25 protein-coding genes and 1 tRNA gene are annotated in these 20,340 nt (G+C 67.0%); 16 read left to right on the top strand and 10 right to left on the bottom strand.

Going from position 1 to position 20,340, the window contains the following annotated elements; genetic code table 11:
- Nucleotides 1–59 precede the first annotated feature (59 nt).
- The 9 genes from urtD to ureG all read left to right on the top strand — a co-directional run bounded on the left by urtD (nucleotide 60) and on the right by ureG (nucleotide 7,483).
- On the top strand, nucleotides 60–806 hold the full coding sequence (gene urtD / locus D7006_RS12335; RefSeq protein ID WP_237356902.1) for an urea ABC transporter ATP-binding protein UrtD: 747 nt from the start codon (nucleotides 60–62) through the stop codon (nucleotides 804–806).
- Between the two features lie 4 nt (nucleotides 807–810).
- Complete coding sequence (gene urtE / locus D7006_RS12330; RefSeq protein WP_168457876.1) at nucleotides 811–1,506, top strand: urea ABC transporter ATP-binding subunit UrtE; 696 nt, start codon at nucleotides 811–813, stop codon at nucleotides 1,504–1,506.
- The gene (locus D7006_RS12325; protein ID WP_371745096.1) at nucleotides 1,472–2,329 is read left to right on the top strand and encodes an urease accessory protein UreD; all 858 of its coding nucleotides are present in this window, start codon (nucleotides 1,472–1,474) and stop codon (nucleotides 2,327–2,329) included. The genes urtE and D7006_RS12325 overlap by 35 nt, the downstream gene beginning before the upstream one ends.
- A gap of 22 nt (nucleotides 2,330–2,351) precedes the next feature.
- On the top strand, nucleotides 2,352–2,972 hold the full coding sequence (locus D7006_RS12320; protein ID WP_169120303.1) for an urease subunit gamma: 621 nt from the start codon (nucleotides 2,352–2,354) through the stop codon (nucleotides 2,970–2,972).
- Between the two features lie 61 nt (nucleotides 2,973–3,033).
- A complete protein-coding gene (ureC, locus tag D7006_RS12315; protein ID WP_169120305.1) occupies nucleotides 3,034–4,746 on the top strand; it encodes an urease subunit alpha in 1,713 nt (570 codons plus the stop codon).
- 88 nt (nucleotides 4,747–4,834) lie between these two features.
- Nucleotides 4,835–5,374 carry a Dps family protein gene (locus D7006_RS12310; RefSeq protein ID WP_229644428.1) on the top strand — a complete coding sequence of 180 codons (540 nt, stop codon included), beginning with the start codon at nucleotides 4,835–4,837 and terminating at the stop codon, nucleotides 5,372–5,374.
- Between the two features lie 63 nt (nucleotides 5,375–5,437).
- Complete coding sequence (locus tag D7006_RS12305; RefSeq protein WP_237356798.1) at nucleotides 5,438–6,148, top strand: urease accessory protein UreE; 711 nt, start codon at nucleotides 5,438–5,440, stop codon at nucleotides 6,146–6,148.
- The gene (locus D7006_RS12300) at nucleotides 6,141–6,863 is read left to right on the top strand and encodes an urease accessory protein UreF (RefSeq protein ID WP_237356797.1); all 723 of its coding nucleotides are present in this window, start codon (nucleotides 6,141–6,143) and stop codon (nucleotides 6,861–6,863) included. The genes D7006_RS12305 and D7006_RS12300 overlap by 8 nt, the downstream gene beginning before the upstream one ends.
- Complete coding sequence (gene ureG, locus D7006_RS12295) at nucleotides 6,860–7,483, top strand: urease accessory protein UreG (RefSeq protein WP_237356796.1); 624 nt, start codon at nucleotides 6,860–6,862, stop codon at nucleotides 7,481–7,483. The genes D7006_RS12300 and ureG overlap by 4 nt, the downstream gene beginning before the upstream one ends.
- A 37-nt stretch (nucleotides 7,484–7,520) precedes the next feature.
- On the opposite strand, the gene D7006_RS12290 is transcribed toward ureG, so the two are convergent.
- Both D7006_RS12290 and D7006_RS12285 read right to left on the bottom strand, forming a co-directional pair.
- Complete coding sequence (locus D7006_RS12290) at nucleotides 7,521–8,012, bottom strand: hypothetical protein (RefSeq protein WP_169120313.1); 492 nt, start codon at nucleotides 8,010–8,012, stop codon at nucleotides 7,521–7,523.
- Nucleotides 8,013–8,085: 73 nt separating this feature from the next.
- Nucleotides 8,086–8,580, bottom strand: a complete 495-nt coding sequence (locus D7006_RS12285; protein ID WP_237356795.1) for a hypothetical protein — start codon at nucleotides 8,578–8,580, stop codon at nucleotides 8,086–8,088.
- 301 nt (nucleotides 8,581–8,881) lie between these two features.
- On the opposite strand from D7006_RS12285, the gene D7006_RS12280 reads away from it, so the two are divergent.
- From D7006_RS12280 to D7006_RS12270, 3 genes are all read left to right on the top strand, one after another.
- On the top strand, nucleotides 8,882–9,601 hold the full coding sequence (locus D7006_RS12280; protein WP_237356794.1) for a TlyA family RNA methyltransferase: 720 nt from the start codon (nucleotides 8,882–8,884) through the stop codon (nucleotides 9,599–9,601).
- A 20-nt stretch (nucleotides 9,602–9,621) separates the two neighbouring features.
- A complete protein-coding gene (locus D7006_RS12275; protein ID WP_371745114.1) occupies nucleotides 9,622–10,818 on the top strand; it encodes a class I SAM-dependent RNA methyltransferase in 1,197 nt (398 codons plus the stop codon).
- Nucleotides 10,819–10,904: 86 nt separating this feature from the next.
- Nucleotides 10,905–11,678 carry a queuosine precursor transporter gene (locus tag D7006_RS12270; protein WP_237356792.1) on the top strand — a complete coding sequence of 258 codons (774 nt, stop codon included), beginning with the start codon at nucleotides 10,905–10,907 and terminating at the stop codon, nucleotides 11,676–11,678.
- Nucleotides 11,679–11,726: 48 nt separating this feature from the next.
- On the opposite strand, the gene D7006_RS12265 is transcribed toward D7006_RS12270, so the two are convergent.
- The 4 genes from D7006_RS12265 to D7006_RS12250 all read right to left on the bottom strand — a co-directional run bounded on the left by D7006_RS12265 (nucleotide 11,727) and on the right by D7006_RS12250 (nucleotide 14,168).
- Nucleotides 11,727–12,053: a hypothetical protein gene (locus D7006_RS12265; RefSeq protein WP_169120321.1), complete on the bottom strand. Its 327-nt coding sequence runs from the start codon at nucleotides 12,051–12,053 to the stop codon at nucleotides 11,727–11,729.
- 23 nt (nucleotides 12,054–12,076) lie between these two features.
- Entirely contained in the window at nucleotides 12,077–13,195 is a 1,119-nt protein-coding gene (locus D7006_RS12260) for a trypsin-like serine protease (protein ID WP_237356791.1), read from the bottom strand.
- Between the two features lie 290 nt (nucleotides 13,196–13,485).
- A tRNA-Glu gene (locus tag D7006_RS12255) sits at nucleotides 13,486–13,560 on the bottom strand.
- Nucleotides 13,561–13,745: 185 nt separating this feature from the next.
- Nucleotides 13,746–14,168, bottom strand: coding sequence for a VOC family protein (locus tag D7006_RS12250; RefSeq protein WP_024278979.1), 423 nt, complete (start codon nucleotides 14,166–14,168; stop codon nucleotides 13,746–13,748).
- A gap of 65 nt (nucleotides 14,169–14,233) precedes the next feature.
- Here D7006_RS12250 and D7006_RS12245 point away from each other — a divergent pair, with 65 nt between their 5' ends.
- The 3 genes from D7006_RS12245 to D7006_RS12235 all read left to right on the top strand — a co-directional run bounded on the left by D7006_RS12245 (nucleotide 14,234) and on the right by D7006_RS12235 (nucleotide 16,191).
- Nucleotides 14,234–15,004, top strand: a complete 771-nt coding sequence (locus D7006_RS12245; RefSeq protein ID WP_237356790.1) for a Sir2 family NAD-dependent protein deacetylase — start codon at nucleotides 14,234–14,236, stop codon at nucleotides 15,002–15,004.
- A 99-nt stretch (nucleotides 15,005–15,103) separates the two neighbouring features.
- Nucleotides 15,104–15,676, top strand: coding sequence for a cold-shock protein (locus D7006_RS12240; protein WP_229644439.1), 573 nt, complete (start codon nucleotides 15,104–15,106; stop codon nucleotides 15,674–15,676).
- Nucleotides 15,676–16,191, top strand: a complete 516-nt coding sequence (locus D7006_RS12235; protein ID WP_169120327.1) for a DUF192 domain-containing protein — start codon at nucleotides 15,676–15,678, stop codon at nucleotides 16,189–16,191. The genes D7006_RS12240 and D7006_RS12235 overlap by 1 nt, the downstream gene beginning before the upstream one ends.
- Before the next feature lie 10 nt (nucleotides 16,192–16,201).
- Here the strand turns inward: D7006_RS12235 and D7006_RS12230 are convergent, their stop codons facing one another.
- Genes D7006_RS12230 through D7006_RS12220 form a run of 3 tightly spaced genes read right to left on the bottom strand, consistent with a single transcriptional unit; the run spans nucleotide 16,202 to nucleotide 18,255 of the window.
- Nucleotides 16,202–16,750, bottom strand: a complete 549-nt coding sequence (locus D7006_RS12230; protein ID WP_169120329.1) for a chromate transporter — start codon at nucleotides 16,748–16,750, stop codon at nucleotides 16,202–16,204.
- Nucleotides 16,747–17,364, bottom strand: coding sequence for a chromate transporter (locus D7006_RS12225; protein ID WP_237356789.1), 618 nt, complete (start codon nucleotides 17,362–17,364; stop codon nucleotides 16,747–16,749). Before D7006_RS12225 ends, D7006_RS12230 begins: the two co-directional genes overlap by 4 nt.
- Before the next feature lie 54 nt (nucleotides 17,365–17,418).
- The gene (locus D7006_RS12220) at nucleotides 17,419–18,255 is read right to left on the bottom strand and encodes a hypothetical protein (RefSeq protein WP_237356788.1); all 837 of its coding nucleotides are present in this window, start codon (nucleotides 18,253–18,255) and stop codon (nucleotides 17,419–17,421) included.
- Nucleotides 18,256–18,811: 556 nt separating this feature from the next.
- Here D7006_RS12220 and D7006_RS12215 point away from each other — a divergent pair.
- A complete protein-coding gene (locus D7006_RS12215) occupies nucleotides 18,812–19,666 on the top strand; it encodes a transporter (protein WP_169120335.1) in 855 nt (284 codons plus the stop codon).
- Between the two features lie 190 nt (nucleotides 19,667–19,856).
- On the opposite strand, the gene D7006_RS12210 is transcribed toward D7006_RS12215, so the two are convergent.
- Nucleotides 19,857–20,141, bottom strand: coding sequence for a hypothetical protein (locus D7006_RS12210; RefSeq protein ID WP_169120337.1), 285 nt, complete (start codon nucleotides 20,139–20,141; stop codon nucleotides 19,857–19,859).
- Nucleotides 20,142–20,340 lie beyond the last annotated feature (199 nt).

The raw sequence follows: 20,340 nt of genomic DNA, 5'->3' as shown, positions 1-20,340 counted from the left end.
CACTCTCGCTGGAAGCCGAGCTCGGCTTCCTGAAGGCGGAGCAGCCCGGCCCGGACCCGATGGCCCTGACCCCGGCGCTGCTCTATCTCGACAACATCACGGTCTCCTTCGACGGCTTCCGGGCGCTGAACGCGCTCTCCCTCGTCATCGGCGAGGCGGAGATGCGGGCCATCATCGGCCCCAACGGCGCCGGCAAGACGACGATGATGGACGTCATCACCGGCAAGACCCGCCCCAACCAGGGCGTGGCCCTCTTCGCCGGCACCAACGACCTCACCAGCATGGATGAGGCGGCCATCGCCCAGCTCGGCATCGGCCGCAAGTTCCAGACGCCGACCGTTTTCGACATGCATTCGGTGGAGGACAACGTCCTCCTCGCGGTGAAGGCCGACCGTCGCCCCTTCGCCAACATCGAGTGGAATCCGAGCCGCCACGAGCGCGAGCGGGTGGAGGAGCTTCTGGAGCGCGTGCGCCTCAAGGACAGCCGCCATCGCCGCGCCGGCGACCTCTCCCACGGACAGAAGCAATGGCTGGAAATCGGCATGCTGCTGGCGCAGGAGCCGCGCCTGCTGCTCGTTGACGAACCCGCCGCCGGCATGACCGACCAGGAGACGGCGGACACCGCCGTGCTCCTCAGGGAAATCGCCAAGACCCGCTCTGTGGTGGTGGTGGAGCACGACATGCAGTTCGTGCGCGACCTCGACGTGAAGGTCACGGTGCTGCACGAGGGCTCGGTGCTGGCCGAAGGTCCGCTCGATCAGGTGAGTGCCGACGATCGCGTCATCGAAGTGTATCTGGGGAGGTGAGGCCATGCTGAAGGTGGAGAACCTCGACCTCTATTACGGCGCCGCCCACACCCTGAAGAAGGTGTCGGTCTCGGCCGAGGCGGGCAAGGTGACGTGCGTGCTCGGCCGCAATGGCGTGGGCAAGACCTCGCTCCTGCGCGCCATCGTCGGCCAGCGGCCCATCGCCGGCGGCTCGATCACGCTGGACGGCAAGGAGATTTCGAAGCTCTCGACGCCCGACCGCGCGGCGATGGGCATCGGCTTCGTGCCGCAGGGGCGGGAGGTGTTCCCGCTGCTCTCGGTGAAGGAAAATCTGGAGACGGGTTATGCCCGGCTGTCCGGCAAGGAGAAGTATGTGCCGCAGGAGGTGTTCGACCTCTTTCCGGTGCTGAAATCCATGCTCCGGCGCCGCGGCGGCGATCTCTCCGGCGGGCAGCAGCAGCAGCTTGCCATCGGCCGCGCCCTCGTCACCCGCCCGCGCCTGCTGGTGCTGGACGAGCCGACCGAGGGCATCCAGCCCTCCATCATCAAGGACATCGGCCGCGCGATTTCCTACCTGCGGGACAAGGGCGACATGGCCATCGTGCTGGTGGAGCAGTATTTCGAGTTCGCCCGCGATCTCGCCGACAGCTTCATCCTGATGGACCGGGGCGAGGTGGTGGCAAGCGGTGACAGGAGTGGGCTGGATGGCGACGATGTTCGCCGCCTCATGGCGATCTGACGAAACGTCGGCCCCCCTCCCACCCCAGCGCCAGCGCAGCGAAGGCCGCGTCCGCATCGCCGCCGCGCAGTTCGGCGCGGTGACCCGCGTGGCCGACCTCGCGGAAGGCGGGGCCATGCGCGTGCGGATGCCGCGCGGCGGGCCGGGGCTGGAAGCCGTCATCGTCAATACCGCCGGCGGGGTCTGCTGCGGCGACCGCTTCACGATCGAGGCGACGGCCGGTCCGGGCGCACACCTCACCGTCGCGACGCCGGCCGCCGAGAAGGTCTATCGCTCCGATGGGCCCTTGGCGGAGATCTCCGTGTCGCTCGCGGCGCAGGAGGGCGCGCGGCTGGAATGGTTGCCACAGGAAACTATCCTGTTCGACCGCGCCCGGCTGAAGCGCCGCTACGAGGTGGACATCGCGCCCGATGCCACCTTTCTCTCGTTCGAGGGCCTCATGCTCGGCCGCCTCGCGCATGGCGACGCGATGGGGGAGGGGCATCTTGAGGACCACTGGCGCATCCGGCGCGGCGGCGCGCTGGTCTATGCCGATGCCTTCCGGCTTGAAGGCCCCATCGGCGCGCTGCTGGAGCGTCCGGCGGTCGCGGCCGGTGCCCGTGCGCTAGCGACACTTCTCTACATCGCCCCCGACGCAGAGGCGCGGCTCGAGGAGGCGCGCGCCCTCACGGAGAGCGTGCCCTGCGAGGCCGGCGCCAGCGCCTGGAACGGCATTCTCGCCGTGCGCTGGCTCGCCCCGGACATAGGGACGTTGCGCCGCGCCGCAACCTCGTTTCTGATGGCTTTCCGAAAGGCCCCGCTACCGCGCGTGTGGGCCACCTGATGCTCGTTCGAGGAGAGATGCCGTGCTGCTGACGCCGCGCGAGAAGGACAAGCTCCTGGTCGCCATGGCCGCCGAGGTGGCGCGCAAGCGCCTCGCCCGCGGTGTGAAGCTGAATCACCCTGAGGCGGTCGCGCTCATCACCGACTTCGTGGTGGAGGGCGCCCGCGATGGGCGCACCGTTGCCGAGCTGATGGAGGCCGGCGCCAAGGTGCTCACCTCAGATCAGGTGATGGAGGGCATCGCCGAGATGATCCACGACATCCAGGTGGAGGCGACCTTTCCGGACGGCACCAAGCTCGTCACCGTCCACCACCCCATCCGCGGCACGCCTTCCGAGACGGTGCCCGGCGAATTGCTGCCGCAGGAAGGCGACATCCATTTCAACGAGGGGGCCGAACGGGTTCACCTCACCGTCGCCAATACGGGCGACCGGCCGATCCAGGTGGGCAGCCACTACCACTTCTTCGAGACCAACCCGGCGCTCGACTTCGACCGGGACAAGGCGCGCGGCATGCGCCTCGACATCGCCCCCGGCACGGCCGTGCGCTTCGAGCCGGGCGCGACGCGGGACGTGACGCTGGTGCCGTTCGGCGGCAAGCGCGAGGTCTACGGCTTCCGCGCGGCGGTGGCGGGGAAGCTGTAAGCGCAGCGTCCCGACCCATTTTTTGTTTCAGCTTGAACGTTTCTGCCGGAAGGCCCGCCTCATGTCCTCGTCCCGCATGCCCCGCGCCGCCTATGCCCACATGTTCGGCCCCACCACGGGCGACCGGGTGCGGCTCGCCGACACCTCGCTGGTGATCGAGATCGAGAAGGATTTCACCGTCTATGGCGAGGAGGTGAAGTTCGGCGGCGGCAAGGTGATCCGCGACGGCATGGGCCAGTCGCAGGTCACGAATGCCGACGGGGCGATGGATACGGTTATCACCAATGCCGTCATCCTCGACCACTGGGGGGTGGTGAAGGCCGACGTGGGCCTGAAGAACGGCCGCATCGCCCGGATCGGCAAGGCCGGCAATCCGGATGTGCAGGCGGGCGTGGACATCATCATCGGCCCCGGCACGGAGATCATCGCCGGGGAGGGGAAGATCCTCACCGCCGGCGGGTTCGACAGCCACATCCATTTCATCTGCCCGCAGCAGATCGAGGAGGCGCTGGCCTCCGGCGTTACCACCATGCTGGGCGGCGGCACGGGGCCGGCCACGGGCACCTTCGCCACCACCTGCACGCCCGGCCCGTGGCACATCGCCCGGATGATCGAGGCGGCGGATGCCTTCCCCATGAACCTCGCCTTCGCCGGCAAGGGCAACGCCTCCCTGCCCGGAGCGCTGGAGGAGATGGTGCTGGCCGGCGCTTGCGCCCTCAAGCTGCACGAGGACTGGGGCACGACGCCCTCCGCCATCGATTGCTGCCTGTCGGTCGCGGATGCGCTCGACGTTCAGGTGATGATCCACACCGACACGCTGAACGAGTCGGGCTTCGTGGAAGACACCATCGCCGCCTTCAAGGGCCGCACCATCCATGCCTTCCACACGGAAGGCGCGGGCGGGGGACACGCGCCGGATATCATCAAGGTGGCGGGCCTGCCGAACGTGCTGCCCTCCTCCACCAACCCGACACGCCCCTTCACCCGCAACACCATCGACGAGCATCTCGACATGCTCATGGTGTGCCACCACCTCGATCCCGACATCGCCGAGGATCTCGCCTTCGCGGAAAGCCGCATCCGCAAGGAGACCATCGCCGCGGAGGACATCCTCCACGACATCGGCGCGCTCTCCATGATGAGCTCGGATTCGCAGGCCATGGGCCGGGTGGGCGAGGTCATCATCCGCACCTGGCAGACGGCGGACAAGATGAAGCGCCAGCGCGGATCGCTGCCGGGCGAGACTGACAGCGACAACATCCGCGCCCGCCGCTACATCGCGAAATATACGATCAACCCGGCCATCGCCCACGGCATGTCCCGGCACATCGGATCGGTGGAAGCGGGCAAGCTCGCCGACCTCGTGCTGTGGACGCCGGCCTTCTTCGGCGTGAAGCCCGATCTCGTCATCAAGGGCGGCGCCATCGCCATGGCGCAGATGGGCGATCCCAATGCCTCCATCCCGACGCCCCAGCCGGTGCACTACCGCCCCATGTTCGGCGCCTTTGGCCGGGCGCGCACCCATACCTCGCTCACCTTCGTCTCGAAGGTGGCCATCGAGGATGGGCTCGCCGGGCGGCTCGGCATCGCCAAGGAGCTGGTGGCGGTGGAGAACACCCGCTCCGGTATCTCCAAGAAGAGCATGATCAACAACGATGCCACGCCCCACATCGAGGTCGATCCCGAGACTTATGACGTGCGCGCGGACGGCGAGCTGCTGGTGTGCGAGCCAGCGGACGTTCTGCCCATGGCGCAGCGTTACTTCCTGTTCTGAGCGAATATCGGCGTGCACGGCGGAACCTTCGCCGTGGCTCCTCGTTGCAGCGGGTGTTGCAACCCGCTTCGTTTGAGGAGCCACACCCATGGCCGTCGTTCGTTCATTGTCCAAGAAGCCGGCGAAGACCTCCGCCCTCGCCACGCCCACCGATCTCGACAGCGCCAAGGCACAGAAGGTGGCGGACGCCATCAACCGCGTGCTGGCCGACAGCTTCGTGCTGTACCTCAAGACCAAGAACTTCCACTGGCACGTCAGCGGCAAGCATTTCCGCGACTACCACCTGCTGCTGGACGAGCAGGCCGATACCATCCAGGCCACCATCGACCCGCTGGCCGAGCGCGTGCGCAAGATCGGCTGCCGGACGGTGCATTCCTTCGGCGAGATCCTGAAGCTCACCGGGCTCAAGGAGAATGACGAGCCCTACGTTTCGCCCGAGGCCATGTTCGCGGAGCTGATCGCCGACAACAAGGCGGCCATCAAGACCATGCGCGAGGCCCACGAGATCTGCGACGAGGCGGAGGACATTGCCACCGCCAGCCTGCTGGAAGAATATGTGGACGAGGCCGAGAAGCGCCTGTGGTTCCTGTTCGAGACCAACCAGAATCGGCAGGACAGCGCCACCTGAGCGCAGCCGGAACCCGCGAAGGCGGTGGGGCAGGGTGCTCGGGTGGCTGTACGGAGTAACCCGATGATCCGCGCCACCACCGTCGTCCGCCGTCCCGCCGTCCGCCCGGAAAAGGTGGCGGACGAGATAACCCTCGATCACCATGCCCGCCACCGCCGCCGCTTCGCCTTCACGGCGGACGGCGGCCTTTCGTTTCTGCTCGACCTCGACAAGGCGACGGTTCTGGACGACGGCGACGCGGTGAAGCTGGAGGACGGGCGCCTCGTCCGCATCAAGGCGGCCGCCGAGGAACTGGTGGAGGTCACCACCGCCAATCCGCTGCGGCTGATGAAAGTGGCTTGGCACCTCGGGAACCGGCACGTGCCGGCGGAGATCACCGAGACCGCCGTCTACTTCGTGGACGACCACGTGCTCACCGAGATGGTGCGCGGCCTCGGCGCCGGCGTGGCGAAGGTGAGCCGCCCCTTCCGTCCGGAGAAGGGCGCCTACGAGGCGGCGGAGGCCCATGGCGGGCACGGCCACGCGCATGAACACCATGGGCACGAGCCTCATGAGCACGAGCACCATGGCCATGAACATCATGGTCACGAACATCACGACCATGGCCATGCCCACGGTGACGTCTGCGGATGCGGCCACGACCATGCGCACGATCATTCCCATCATGGCCACGCCCATCACGACCATGAGCACGGCCATAAGCACGACCACGACCATGCCGCCGAAGATCATGTCCACGGCCCGGGCTGCGGACATGACCACAAGCATGGCTGACCAGCCCGGCACATCGCAGGGCGAGGGCGCCACGCCTGCTCTGCCCGATCTGCTTCCGCTCTTCGCGTGGCTTTCGCCGTCTTTTCCGGTGGGAGCCTATGCCTACTCCCACGCCCTGGAATGGGCGGTGGAGGCCGGCGATGTGAAGGACGAGGCGAGCCTCGCGGCGCAGGTGTCGGACCTGATGCGGCTCGGTTTCGGCCGTTCGGACGGCATCCTCTTGGCCCATGCCTGGCGGGCGACGATGGCGGAAGACGGAGCTGCGCTTGGCGAGGTGAATGCGCTCGCCGTCTGCCTCGCGCCGTCTGCCGAGCTGAGGCTGGAAACCTGCCAGCAGGGCCGGTCCTTCCTTGATGCCGTCCGCGTGGCTTGGCCTTCCTCCGCGCTCGAGACGGCGGCGAGCGCCCTTTCCGGTGAGGTCGCCTATCCCGTCGCGGTGGGGCTTGCCGCGGGGGCGCACCGCATTCCGCTCGGCCCGACGCTCGAAGGGTTCCTGCTGGCGCTGGTGCAGGCGCTGGTGTCGTCGGGCATCCGGCTCGCCCCCGTGGGCCAGACGGCGGGCACCCGTGTCGTCGCCGGCCTTGCACCGGCGGTGCGGGCGCTCGCGGCGGACATTCCCGCTCTCACGCTGGGCGATCTCGGCACAGCCACCTTCCGTGCCGATCTCGGCAGCTTTCGCCACGAAACCCAATATACGAGGCTGTTCCGCTCATGAGTTCCGCCAAGAATCCCCTGCGCGTCGGTGTCGGCGGCCCTGTGGGCTCGGGCAAGACGGCGCTGATGGAGGCGCTGTGCAAGGCCTTCCGCGAGCGCTACGACCTCTGCGCCATCACCAATGACATCTACACCAAGGAAGATGCGCGCCTGCTGACCGTGGCCGGCGCGCTGCCGCCCGAGCGCATCCTCGGCGTCGAGACCGGTGGTTGCCCGCACACGGCGATCCGTGAGGACGCCTCCATCAATCTCCGCGCGGTGGCGGACATGAATGCCCGCTTCCCCAACCTCGATCTGGTGCTGATCGAATCCGGCGGCGACAACCTCGCCGCGACCTTCTCGCCCGAGCTGGCCGACATCACCATCTACGTGATCGACGTGGCGGGGGGAGAGAAGATCCCGCGCAAGGGCGGGCCGGGCATCACGCGGTCGGATATGCTGGTGGTCAACAAGACCGATCTCGCGCCCATGGTCGGCGCCGATCTGGCGGTGATGGAAGCGGACACCATCCGTATGCGGGCCGGCCGGCCCTACGTCTTTTCCTCCATCCGCAATGGCGTGGGAGTGGAGGTGGTGGCCGCCTTCATCGAGAAGGCCGGGGGCCTCGCCGGGGCTGCCTAAGCCGGCAGCTTCAGGCCGCCGGCTTCTTAAGGGCTGCTCAGCTCTTGGGCTTGCAGGCGGTCTCGAACTTGGTGATGGCCGGGCCGATGCCGGAGAGCGAGATCGCCTGCTTGGCGCCCTTCACTTCGATGGTGAGGGTGCCGGAGGCCTTGGTGAGCGCCTTGACGTCCGTCATCTGGGCCGGCGCCTCCACATTCACCGCGTCGCCTTCCTCCATGGCCACTGCCTTGCCGGGGTAGCTCTTCTTCATGCTGCCGGCGCTCAGCACGATGGCGGTCTGGGCGCCGCGCGCCAGATCCTTCGAGCCGATCATGGACTGGACGGTGATGGCGGACCCGTCCTTCTGGCAGAGGAAGAAGATCGCGGCCTTGTCGCTGTCGGGCACGCCGTACACCAGGGCTGCGGTGTCCTCGCTGTCCTGGATGTGCCAGACCATCTTCTCCGCCGGCTTCTCCTGCGCGGGCGCGGCGATGGCCGGGGCCGAGACGACAACCAGGGCGGCGGTGGCGGCGAGAACGGAACGGAGCATGTCAGGGTCCCTTTTGCGGCGGCGGATCATACCGGCTCGATCCAAAAGGGAAAGATACCAGCCTGCCGTAAAGTTACCTGCGGTCGGCCGGCGCGGGCATGGCGGTGAGGCAGACGCGGCGGAAGTCCGGCAGCTTGGCCTTGGCTCCGGCGAGCGGATAGGTCTCGGTGGCGCCGGGCAGGCGCACGACCAGATTGTCCGCGTCCGAGAAGAGGTCGAGAACGCGGCCGTCCAGCGCAACCGCCGCTTCCACCACCACTTTGCCCTCGGCTGAGCCCCGGAAGGCCGACGCCGCCAGCTCCAGCCGCCGCTTGCCCGCCGCTAGGGAAAGGGCGACGCCGTCGCCGGCCTTCACCTTGCCTGAAGCCACTTCCGCGGTGAACTGGATCAGCTGCGCGCCCGGCTGGCAGGAGACGGCGAACACTGGATCTGCAGTGCGGGGCAGGCCGAAGCGCAGCACGTAAGTTTCGTCGACCTTGACGACCATCCAGACCCGGGGGTCCGACTTGGCGTCGGTCTTGGAATCGGATTTCCCGCCGGACTTGCCGGACGATTTGGGCGCAGCCACGCCCGCAGTTGGTGCGAGCACACATGCCGCAACGATCGCCAGGATCGCGCACCGGCCGTAGAACCATCCACCCATCGCCACCGGGCCTCGCCCCTCGCCGCATGCTCGACAGGATCGGAAACCCGGCAAAGCGCCTCCGGTTTCCGAATCGCAACTGTCGACTGGTGTTTGCGTCCCCCGCAGCCATCGCATATCACGGCCCCCGGCCGCCCGCGACATCGGGCAGGGAGCCCTGCGGCAAAAAATGTTGAAATCCCATTCCCATCCGGCCCCTGACGGCCAACAGGACGCCGGCCGGCGCATGCGGCTCGACCGTCTGCTGGTCGAGCGCGGCCTGTTCGACAGCCGCGCCCGCGCCCAGGCCGCGCTCGCCGCCGGGCTGGTGAGGGTGGATGGGGTCGTGGTGGCCAAGGCCTCGGCGGAGATCGACGTCGCCGCGCGTATCGAGGCGGAGGACATCCACGACTACGTGTCGCGTGGCGCGCTCAAGCTCGCGGCGGGCCTCGACGCCTTCGCCATCGATCCGGGAGGGGCCGAGGCGCTGGACGTGGGCTCCTCCACCGGCGGCTTCACCGAGGTGCTGCTGCGCCGGGGCGCGCGCCGGGTGCATGCGGTGGATGTGGGGCGCGACCAGTTCCACGCCCGGCTCAGGGACGATCCGCGCGTCCGACTGTTCGAGGAAACGGACATCCGCACCTTCGATCACGCCGTGGTGCCGGGCGGTTTCGATCTCATCGTCATCGACGTCAGCTTCATCCCGCTCGCGCTGGTGCTGCCGGCCGCGCTCGCGCTCGCAGCGCCCGGCGCGCGGCTCGTCGCGCTGGTGAAGCCGCAGTTCGAGGCGGGGCGCGCCTTCGTCCGCAAGGGCGTGGTGCGCGACGCGGCGGTGCGGGAAGAGGTCTGCGCCAAGGTGGAGCAGGAGATTGCGGCGCTGGGCTGGCGCCTCATCGGCCGCATCCCGTCGCCCATCGCCGGCGGCGACGGCAATCAGGAATATCTCGTGGGGGCGATCCGACCGTGACCGAGTTCCGCATCGAGCGCATGGGCGCGCAGGGCGATGGCATCGTCCGCGGCCCCTCCGGCCCCCTGTTCGCCCCCCTCACCCTCGCCGGGGAGCTGGTGCGCGGGGAGGTCGAGGGCGAGCGCATCCGCCTCGATGCCATCATCGAGCCGAGCCCTGAGCGGGTGGAGCCCGAATGCCCGCATTTCGGCCGGTGCGGCGGCTGCCTGCTCCAGCATTGGGACAGTGCGCCCTATCTCGCCTGGAAGCGACAGATGGTGGTGGATGCGCTGGCCCGCGAGGGGATCGAGGCGGACGTGGCCCCGACCATCGATGCCCACGGAGCGGGGCGGCGGCGGGTGATCTTCCACGCCCGTCAGTATGGCGCGCGGACCGTCGTCGGCTTTGCCGAGCGCAAGTCCCACGCCATGGTCGCCATTGACGCCTGTCCCGTGCTGGCGCCGGGCCTCGACCAGGCGCTCCCGGCCGCCCGTGCGGTGGCCGAGGCGCTGGCGCCGCTGAAGAAGCCGCTCGATCTCCAGCTCATCGCCACCGACACCGGGCTGGACATGGACGTGCGCGGCTCCGGCCCGCTGCCGCCCGCGCTTCTCACCGACCTTGCCGTGATCGCCGACCGCTTCCGCCTCGCCCGGCTGACGCGCCATGGTGAACTCGTCATCCAGCGCGAGCCTCCGCGTCTCGCCATGGGCCGGGCCCGGGTTGACCTGCCACCGGCTGCCTTCCTCCAGGCGACCGCCGAGGGCGAGCGCGTGCTGGCGGATCATGTCGCGGCGGGCATGGCCGGTGCCCGTAAGGTGGCGGATCTGTTCGCCGGGGTCGGTACCTTCGCGCTGCGCTTGGCCGAGACCGCCCGCGTGTTCGCCGCCGAAAACCATGCGGGTGCGCTCGCCGCCTTGCTCAAGGCCGGCCACACGCCGGGCCTGAAGGGCGTGGACGGCGAGGCGCGCGACCTCTTCCGCCGCCCGCTGATGGCGGCTGAGCTGGCCGCCTTCGATGCCGTGGTGATCGATCCGCCGCGGCAGGGCGCGGAGGCACAGGCGCGCGAGCTTGCGGTCTCGCGGCTCCCGCGCCTTGTCTACGTCTCCTGCAACGCCGCCACCTTCGCCCGGGATGCGGCGCTCCTCGTCGCGGGCGGGATGAGGCTGGAAAGCGTGGTCCCGGTGGACCAGTTCCGCTATTCCGCCCATGTGGAGCTGGTGGCGACCTTCTCGCGCTGAGCCGTCGCGGCGGGCCTTCCCAGGCTGGAGCTGGGCTTGTGCGGCGCTTTGCGGTTTAATGCGGTGCAGCATCGAGGCTGCCCCACATGCTTTCCGACAACACTTCCTTCGGCGTCGATGGCGTCGAGACCCGCGCCGGCATCACGCCGGTGGAGGCGCGCGCCCTCGAAGGCAAGCGCCTGCGTTATTACGACTATTGCATGGTGGCCTTCGCGGTCATCCTGATCTGCTCGAACCTCGTCGGCGCCGCCAAGGTGTCGGTGGTGGAACTGCCGCTCATCGGCCCGTTCGTGTTCGGCTCGGCGGTGCTGTTTTTTCCCTTGTCCTACGTGCTCGGCGACGTGCTGACGGAGGTGTACGGCTATGCCCGTGCCCGGCGCATCGTGTGGGTGGGTTTTGCCGCGTCCGTCTATGCGGCGCTGATGACGGCCATCGTCGTCGCCATCCCGCCCGCGCCGGGCTGGACGGGGCAGGACGCCATCACCAGCGTGTTCGGCCAGACTCCCCGCATCTTCTTCGCCTCCATCCTCGCCTTCTGGTGCGGCGAGTTCGCCAACGCCTTCGTGCTGGCCTGGATGAAGGTGCTCACCGGCGGCCGGATGCTGTGGACCCGCACCATCGGCTCCACCATCGTCGGGCAAGCCGTGGACAGCCTCATCTTCTACCCGCTCGCCTTCCTCGGCGTGTGGGACACCCACCTCGTGCTGACGGTGATGGTCTCGAACTACCTGCTCAAGGTGGGCTGGGAAGCCGTGCTCACCCCCGTCACCTACAAGATCGTCGGCTTCATGAAGCGGCGGGAGGGGGTGGACGTCTATGACGTCGGCACGGACTTCACGCCGTTTCGGGTGAAGGTGTGAGGGAAGGCCGGAGCCACGCTCCGGCCTGAAGCGTCTCGCGATCCGTGGTCAGCGCGAGACCTCGCCGTGGCTTAGGATGTTCCGGTCACCGGCGCAGCCTTCGATGAAACCCGTGAAGGTCTTGCCCGCGGTGAAGGCCGTCAGCATCACCGCGGTGACTTCCTTGAAATTGGCCTTGGCGCGTTGGATATGGAAATACTTCGAGCCGCAACGGCCGGCTTTGTCCATTTCCACGACGAAATCGGACGGGTCCGCGAAGACATTAAGAACAGTTCCTGCCGTCACGGTCAGTTGTTGAGCGCCCGCGGACTGGCCGAGGCCGAAGCTGCAGGCGAGCACAATCGCGCAGCCCCAGACGTTTGCATGGGTCGTCATTTCGGTTTCTCCCTGGTTCAGGATTACTCGTCGCTGGTGAGATAGCGGGTGATGGTGGTCAGGCTCGCGGTGGCCGCCGGTGCGGCATCGGCGAGGACGTAGTCGAGGATGAGCGGCAGGGTCGTGGACGCGCATTCCGCGTCAGTCTTGCAGACGGGTGCGCGCATCATGGCATCGCCAATTTCGCGCACCAGCGGCTCTACCGAGACGTATTGGCAGCCGGAGATGCCCGTCGCCCAGGCCCAGCCCGGATTGGACGCGCCGGCCGGGAGTGGTGCGTTCGGCACGTAGCCCGTCGCGCTGCAGGTGGACTGCACGCCAGCCACGGCAAGCCCGCGACCGTCGCGCCGCCCGACCAGGGTGGGGCCGCCGCTGTCGCCGCCCTGTCCGACCTGAGCGGCCGAGTTCAGGGTCAGCGTGTATCCGGTCGCGCTGATGTCGGAGGGGGTGAACTGGCCGCTGCGGTATGTTCCAAGGCCGGTCGCCTGCTGCGGCGGATTGCGCGGATCCGCTTGCCCATTGACGAGAAAGGCGCCGCTCGCAAATGTGCCGAAGCCTTGGCCGTTCTGGATGACGTGGTCCGTCGTCTGAAGCCGGACGCCTGTCCAGCGATCCGGCGCCGTGCCGTCCGGCTCAGCGATATAGGGCAGTATTCCTGCCACCGGGCCGAGATCACCGAGGCCGAGATAGACCATCACGATGTCGCAGGCTGGCAGGGCGCCGGTGGCCAGGTTCCGGTTGGCGGCGAACTCGTAATAGTCGGACGCCTGCGCGCTCAGCGTTGGATCCCAGGCGGCCGTAATCGTGACCTGATTGGCTGGAAAGGCCGGCGAGCCGATATCGACGCCAGCGGTCGCACCGGCTGGCTCGTTTGTAATGCAGTGGCGAGCGGTGAGAACCCAGTAGCGGTTCAGCAGAATGCCGCTGCATCCGCCGTTGACGATCACGAGCCCCCGCGCCTTGCGGGTCGCCTCATCGAGCGGGGCGCCGTTCACGAGGGGCTGGGTGATCTCGCAGACGCGACCTTCGGAGGTGTTCCGACAGTTTTCGCCCACCTGAGCATCCGCCCTGGGACACCCAATGAGGAGGACCAGAAGTATCGAGACCGCTGTCGCCGTGATCTGGATCGATTTGGATAACATGGATCACATCCCTCGCTGCCATTTCGGGCGCGAATCCCGGGCGCTGCTTGAAAAATGAAACAGAGAGGCAAACCGCTTTTGCCCAAAATACCTTTTTGAACAATCGGCAGCTCTTTGATTTGTCTTGATTGTCACCCCGCGCGGGATCATCCGCATACCGCAAATGGGGGACACCTTGCGTCATGTCCGAAACGCAAGGCGCGACGCAGCGAGTAGGAAGGATGCTGAAGATCAAAGCTGAGTCGTGGAATCGCGACTTGGGGGGAAAGCGTTCGCCGGGAGTGCGAAGCTGGCGCGCCCTAGGGGAGTCGAACCCCTCTCTCCACCGTGAAAGGGTGGCGTCCTAACCGATAGACGAAGGGCGCGCGGCCGCTCCGGGGTTTTGGCCACCGGAGTGGGCGCCCTTATAGGGGGCGGGCGGCGTGGCTGCAAGCCTGTGACGGAATTATCCAAAGCCACGCGCTCCCGCCCCACGGACGAAAGGCGCGGCCTGGGGGCAGGTGGCCGCCGGCTGGACGTTGCGGCGGCTCACCCGGGGCGCGTCAGGCGCTCACCATTTGCCGGTGTTGGGCATGGAGGCCCACGGCTCGGCCGGGGGCTTGGGGCCGCCCTTCTGCAGCAGCTCCACGGAGACATTGTCGGGCGAGCGCACGAAGGCCATGTAGCCGTCGCGGGGCGGGCGATTGATGGTGACGCCGGAGGCCATCAGGCGCTCGCACAGGCCGTAGATGTCCTCGACCTCGAAAGCGAGGTGGCCGAAATTGCGGCCCTCGCCATAGGGCTCCTTGTCCCAATTGTAGGTCAGCTCGATCTCGGCCACGTTCTCCTGGCCGGGAGGGGCGAGGAAGACGAGGGTGTAGCGCCCCTGCGGCACCTCCTTGCGGCGCACCTCCTTGAGCCCCAGCTTGTTGCAGTAGAAGTCCAGCGACTGGTCGATGTCGGTCACGCGGACCATGGTGTGCAGGAAGCGCATCGGGATCTCGTCCATATGTGGGGCGCAAGCCGGCGGGCCGGCCGGAGTGAAGTAGCAGGTGACGTATGATCTATGAAGGCGATCTCAAGGGGGCGCAGCAGCGCCTCCGCAAACTTCTGGACGGGTCGGCGCGCGCGGTCGCCTTTACCGGAGCGGGCATCTCCACCGAATGCGGCATCCCGGATTTCCGCTCCCCCGGCGGATTGTGGACGCAGAACAAGCCCATCCCCTTCGACGTGTTCGTGGCCCACAAGGCCGCGCGCAACGAGGCGTGGCGGCGCAAGTTCGCCATGGAGGAGGCGTTCGCCGGCGCGCAGCCCGGCCGGGGGCACAGGGCGCTCGCCCGGCTTCTGGGGCACGGAAGGCTCGCCGGCGTCATCACCCAGAACATCGACGGCCTGCACCAGGCCTCCGGCGTGCCGGATGACGCGCTGGTGGAGCTGCACGGAAACGGCACCTATGCCACCTGCCTCGATTGCGGCGCGCGCTACGAGCTCGCCTGGGTGAAGGAGCGCTTCGATGCCGCCGGGGGCATCGCGCCTGATTGCCCAGCCTGCGACGGGCCGGTGAAGGCGGCCACCATCTCCTTCGGCCAGGCCATGCCCGAGCGGGAGATGGCGCGGGCGGATGCGCTGACCAAGGTGAGCGACCTGTTTATCGTCATCGGCTCATCGCTGGTGGTGTTTCCCGCGGCGGGATTTCCGCTCAAGGCGCGACAGAAGGGGGCCAGGCTGATCATCCTTAACCGGGAGCCCACGGAATTCGACGAGGTGGCCGACCTGGTGGTCCGCGCCGAGATCGGGGACGTGCTCGCGCCCTTTGCCGGTGACGGGTGACGAAGGCGCGCGAAGAGGGTGGGCGTTGCGCCATTCAGTTGCTATCCTACCATCTCCGCGGCAACGGGTGCGCCGCCGCGCGTTAGTTTCGGGGTGGTCATGGGGTCTGACGCACTGGGGCTGGGGCCACGGACCGCCGGCTCGGAGGAGGGGACCGAGGAGCCCGCCGGGCTCGTCGAAGTCACCGGCTCCATCAAATGGTTCGATGCGTCGAAAGGCTACGGATTCATCGTGCCGGACGACGGAGGCCCCGACGTCCTCGTTCATGTGACATGCCTGCGCCGCGACGGCTTCCAGACCGCCATGGAAGGCGCCCGCGTGGTGTGCGAAGCCATCCAGCGCGCCAAGGGGCGGCAGGCCTTCCGCGTGCTCTCCCTCGACCTGTCGACCGCCGTCCACACCGCGCCGCCCGAGCCCCGCACCCGCACCGTGGTAGAGCCCACCAGCGGTTTCGAGCGGGCGACGGTGAAATGGTTCAATCGGCTGCGCGGCTTCGGCTTTCTCACCCAGGGCGACGGCACGCCCGACATCTTCGTCCATATGGAAACCCTCCGCCGTCACGGCCTCACCGAACTGCGCCCCGGCCAGAGCGTACTGGTGCGGTATGGCGACGGCTCCAAGGGCCTGATGGCCGCGGAAGTGAAGGCCGACGGCCCCAGCGGGAACAACTGATGCGTCACATTCCGTCGCGGGCCGCCCTGGCGGCCAAGTTTGCGCTCGCGCTCGCGCTTCCTCTGGTCGGGCTTCCGGGTGTCGCCCATGCGGCTGAGGCCGAGTGCGCGCAGATCAAGATCGATCCCAAGCCGGTGCTCGACCCGCTGGAGATCGTCACCGCCAAGGGCGTGCTGGCCTTCCAGGTGGAGGTCGCGCGCACCAACGATCAGCGCACCCAGGGCCTCATGTGCCGCAAATCGCTGCCCGAGCAGGGCGGGATGCTGTTCGATTTCAAGGTGGACCAGCCGGTCTATATGTGGATGAAGAATACCCTCATCCCGCTGGACATGGTGTTCATCCGCGCCGATGGCAGCATCGCTCGCATCGCCGCCATGACCACCCCGCTCTCCACCGAGACCATTTCCTCCGGCGAGCCGGTGCGGGCGGTGCTGGAGATCGGCGGCGGCGAGGCCCGGCGGCTCGGCATCAAGGCGGGCGACAGGATCGCCCACCCCATGTTCCCGGCGAAATAGGGCTGCGCCCCTAGGTCAGAGTCAGGTAGCCCAGCAGCCCGCCGGCGAAGATGTAGAAGGCCGGGTTGACCTTCGCCCCGATGATCTTCGGGCCGAAATAGACGAGGACGAACACGGCGACGGCGATCAGCGTCGTCTCGGTTCCGGTGATGGCAGTTCGTGCCACGGCGACGGTGCCGGCGGCCATCAGTCCGACGACGATGGGTGCCAGCGCCATCTGCAAGGCGAGCCGCCAGGGCGACCCGTCGAAATGATTCCACAGACGGGACGAGCCGAGCGCCAGAACCGACGCCGGCAGGAAGAAGCCGGTGAAGGCGAGGAGCGCCCCCGGCGTGCCGGCGACGTGATAGCCGATGACGATCACCATCAGCATGTTGGGCCCCGGCGCCACCTGCCCGAGGCTGTAAATGTCGCGGAACTGGCTATCGGTGAGCCAGTGGTGGGCATCGATGGTCAGCGCCTTCATCTCCGGCAGCACCGCCGTGCCGCCGCCGATGGCGAGGAGCGACAGGAGCGAGAAGACGCCGAGGACGCTGAGGTCGGTGTGCGGATTGTTCATGGCTCGTCCACCTCTCCACGGCCCGGACGGTAGATGAAGAGGGCTAGGGGCAGCACGGTCAGCAGCACCAGCACCAGCGAGACGTGGAGGAAGCTCACCAGCACCACGGTGATGAGGATGAGCAGGATCTCGCGCAGGTGCTCCAGCTGCTTGTGGCCGATCTGCACGGTCACCGCCGCGAGCAGCCCCACGGCGGCAGCGCCGATGCCGGCGAGGATCGCGTGCATGGCCGGATTGCCGTGGTTCGACACGTAGAAGATGCCGAGCGCGAACACGAGCAGGCCGCCCGGCAGCGTCATGCCGAGGAAGCCGACGATCGCGCCCACCGGGCCACGCAGTCGGTCACCGACGATGACGCTCATATTGGTGGCGTTGAGGCCGGGGAGGGCCTGCGAGATTTCCAGCGCGGTGAGGAATTCCTCCTCGTCCAGCCAGCCCTTCTCCACCACCAGCGCGTTGCGCAGATAGGCGACCACGCCGCCGCCGAAGCTGATGCCGCCGATGATGAGGAAAGTGATGAAGATTTCCAGAAGGGAAACCTGCGTTGCGGGCGCGCCCTGCGGGGCGCCGGGCGCGGAAGGTGGTGCAGGGATCGGCGGCTTGGTGACGCTCATGGATTTTCGCCGGGAGGGTGAAGATGAGCGGGCCGGTGGGGCCCGCCGTGATCCCTATTCGGAGTGGGCGACTTCCTTGGCGCCGATGCCGTAGACCATCGCGGTCTTGGTGGTGCCGAGCTGCACCCATTCCGGCGCTATGTTCTGCACGTCGCGGAAGAAGTCCTCGGAGAGGCGCTTCGCCTTGTCGTTGACCTCGCTGTAGTGGTCGAACTTCGCCTGGAAGGCGAATTCGCCCACCAGGGACTGCTCGGACGCGCGGTTGCGCCAGATGGCGATGGTCGCCTTTGCCTCATAGCCATGGCCGAAGTCGAAGTGGCCGGGGTCCACCTGGATTTCTTCCACCGCCATGCTGTTCACGAGGTCGATCTGGGAATCCCCGTCCGCATCCACCGCCGACATGGAGGGGAAGATGGACATGATGTTTTTCAATGCCGGGCTCAGGACGGCACCGAGCGAGGTAATGATGCAATTGTGCGAATAGAGCGAACGGATGCCGCCGAGTTCTTCCTTGAGGGGAAGAATTTCTTCCTTGAACTTCACCTGGACGGCGCCGGTGATGCGCGGGGCCATCTCCACCGCCGTTGCCTTCTGGCGGTCCGGGCTGCGGTATTTCAGGGCGAGTTCATGCTCCGGACGCGGCCAGCCATCGTCGTAGAACGTCCGCTTCCTCAGAATGAAAGAGTTGCGGTAGAGGTCGAAATCGGGGGTATCATAGAACAGCACTTCGCGGACTTGCCGGTGAAAAGCGTCCTTGTTGGTGACGACGCCCACTCCGTGCTTCTTGGCAACCGCCTTCACTTCGTTCCAGTAATCCTCAAAACGCTTGGGCGAGTAGAATTGCTGCGGGCGGAGCAGAATCTTGTATTCACGGTAGTGGATGTCGAGCATGGCGTCGTGCTCACCTTGCGTAATGCCGGATTCGTTCGGACCCCAGAATCCGATGAGGCGCACACCTTCCGTCGCCTGCGACCGGATGTCTACTGCCTCGCCATGGCCTGCCCGCAACCGGGCACCGGCGACCGTTCAAAACTGTTGCGCGAACGTCACATCGCTCGCGTTTGCGTTTGATTTGGGCGGATGGATCGCCGGAACAGTATTGCATGCCCTTAAATTGGGCTAACGTTGATACCGCTTCGGCTTCAAGGACCCGGACAAGGGATACCGGTCATCCTCGAAGGTCCCGAGCGGCGCCTGGTGTCATCCCCGCGCCGCTAAGGTCGTGACACGCTGCCGTTAGCATTCCCCAGTTGATGCCTCTGCACTTCGAGCATTTGCCCGAAGTGTCCACAACGCTCGATCCCGTTCGCGGGCCGGGCCGTGATGTCGTCCAGGGCCTCGACGCCTTGGACCGAAAAGAGAGCGGCGCATTAGCGCCTGAGGAAGCGCCAGCGAAGAGCCCAGCCGTTGGGACGGCGGTGATGGGCTCCGCCTTTCGGAGGAAAAAATGACGACATTCGCAAGAATGGCGGCCGTAGCCGCTTTGTCTGCGGTGGCCCTGCTGCCCGAATCCCTGCCCGCGCACGCCGGTTCCGTGACCCAGCCAGGTGAAACGGTGGGTCTGGCGGCCGGTGCACCGCTGCCGGAAGGCGTCTATGCCGTGAACACGGCAGATTATGGCTGCCGCAATACTTCGCCCGACAGCACCTGCGTCGGCGTGGATATTCCGGTTCTGGCCTGGGCGACGCCCGTATTCCTGTTCGGCGGACGGCTTCAGCTTCTGACTGCTGTTCCAGTCGTCGGCGTCGGCGTGCAGAACGGAGACTATACCTCCGGATTCTACAATCCGTTCTTCGCCGCTCAGGTCGCCTGGGATCTCGGAAACGGCTTCGGTTTCAGCTACATGGCCGGCTTCTATCTCGGCGTGAATACGGGGGTGGCCTTCGATTCAACCTCGTTCAACCAGCGTTTTGCCCTGAGCTATACGGCGGACGGCTGGAATCTGACGGCGAACGCCATCTGGGGCATCCAGGCGAATGGCGTGAGCAATACGATCAACCCGAACTTCCTGAACGTCGATCTGACCGCCACCAAGAAGTTCGGAAAGTTCGAAATCGGCCCGGTGGCTTATTACTCCACCGACCTGAACAACCCGACCCCTTTCTACCAGAAGCAGAGCCAGTTCGCGATCGGCGGCCTCGTCGGTTATGACTTTGGCCCTGTGATTTTGCAGGCTTATCTGACCACCGACGTCTATGAGCAGAACTATGGCGGCAACGACACCCGCCTGTGGGGCCGCATCATCGTTCCCCTCTGGAACCCGCCTGCAGCGACCCAGCAGACCGCGCTGCTGCACAAGTAAAGCGCGTGAAGCGGCCAGACTTCCTCACAAGGGAGGTCTGGCCATGCGCAAGGCCGGGCCTCCATCCATGGCCGGCGCGGGCGATCCGCCTCCGTGACGCGAAACGCCGACCCCCTTCGTCGCAGAATGGTCGGCGAGCCCTCGCGCGCGGAGGCGGGGCCGCGCTTGTGCTCCGCTGGGTCCGGGCGACCTACTTGGGCTCGAGCGTCTTGCCGATGGAGGTGAAGAACGTCTCCGCGTACCAGCGCATCTCGGCTTCGATGTCCGGCTTGCCCGCCAGTTCGCACTGGTCGACAAGCCCGCTCACGCGCTCGAACATGTCGGCGATGAAGCCGTCCGGGCGATCCTGATGCCCGGCGAGCTGGGTGACGATGTCCCGCAGGATGTAATGCTGCACCATGGTGTGGGCCTGCGTGGTGCCCACCGCCTTGAGCATCGAGCCGAGCCACTCGGCCAGCTCCGTATCCGAAGCCATCGCAATCATCCTTTCCCAAAATCCTGCCCGGCGGCGCAATCCCTGCCGCCAGAGCCTGATACCCGAGACGATCCCGGAAACCGGGTGAGTCGCCTTCAACCGGCGTCGTCTCACCGGCCGGGAAGATTAGCCTCGACCCGGCTCGAGCGGAACAATCGGGAAAGCGGGGGCGTTGCCGCTCCAGTCAGCGAAGAAGCAA

Origin of the sequence: Xanthobacter sp. YC-JY1, from assembly GCF_021730305.1 — a bacterium.
GTDB lineage: Bacteria > Pseudomonadota > Alphaproteobacteria > Rhizobiales > Xanthobacteraceae > Xanthobacter > Xanthobacter flavus.
Note: the sequence above shows the minus strand (reverse complement) of the source record. Positions and strands in the feature narration are given on the sequence as shown.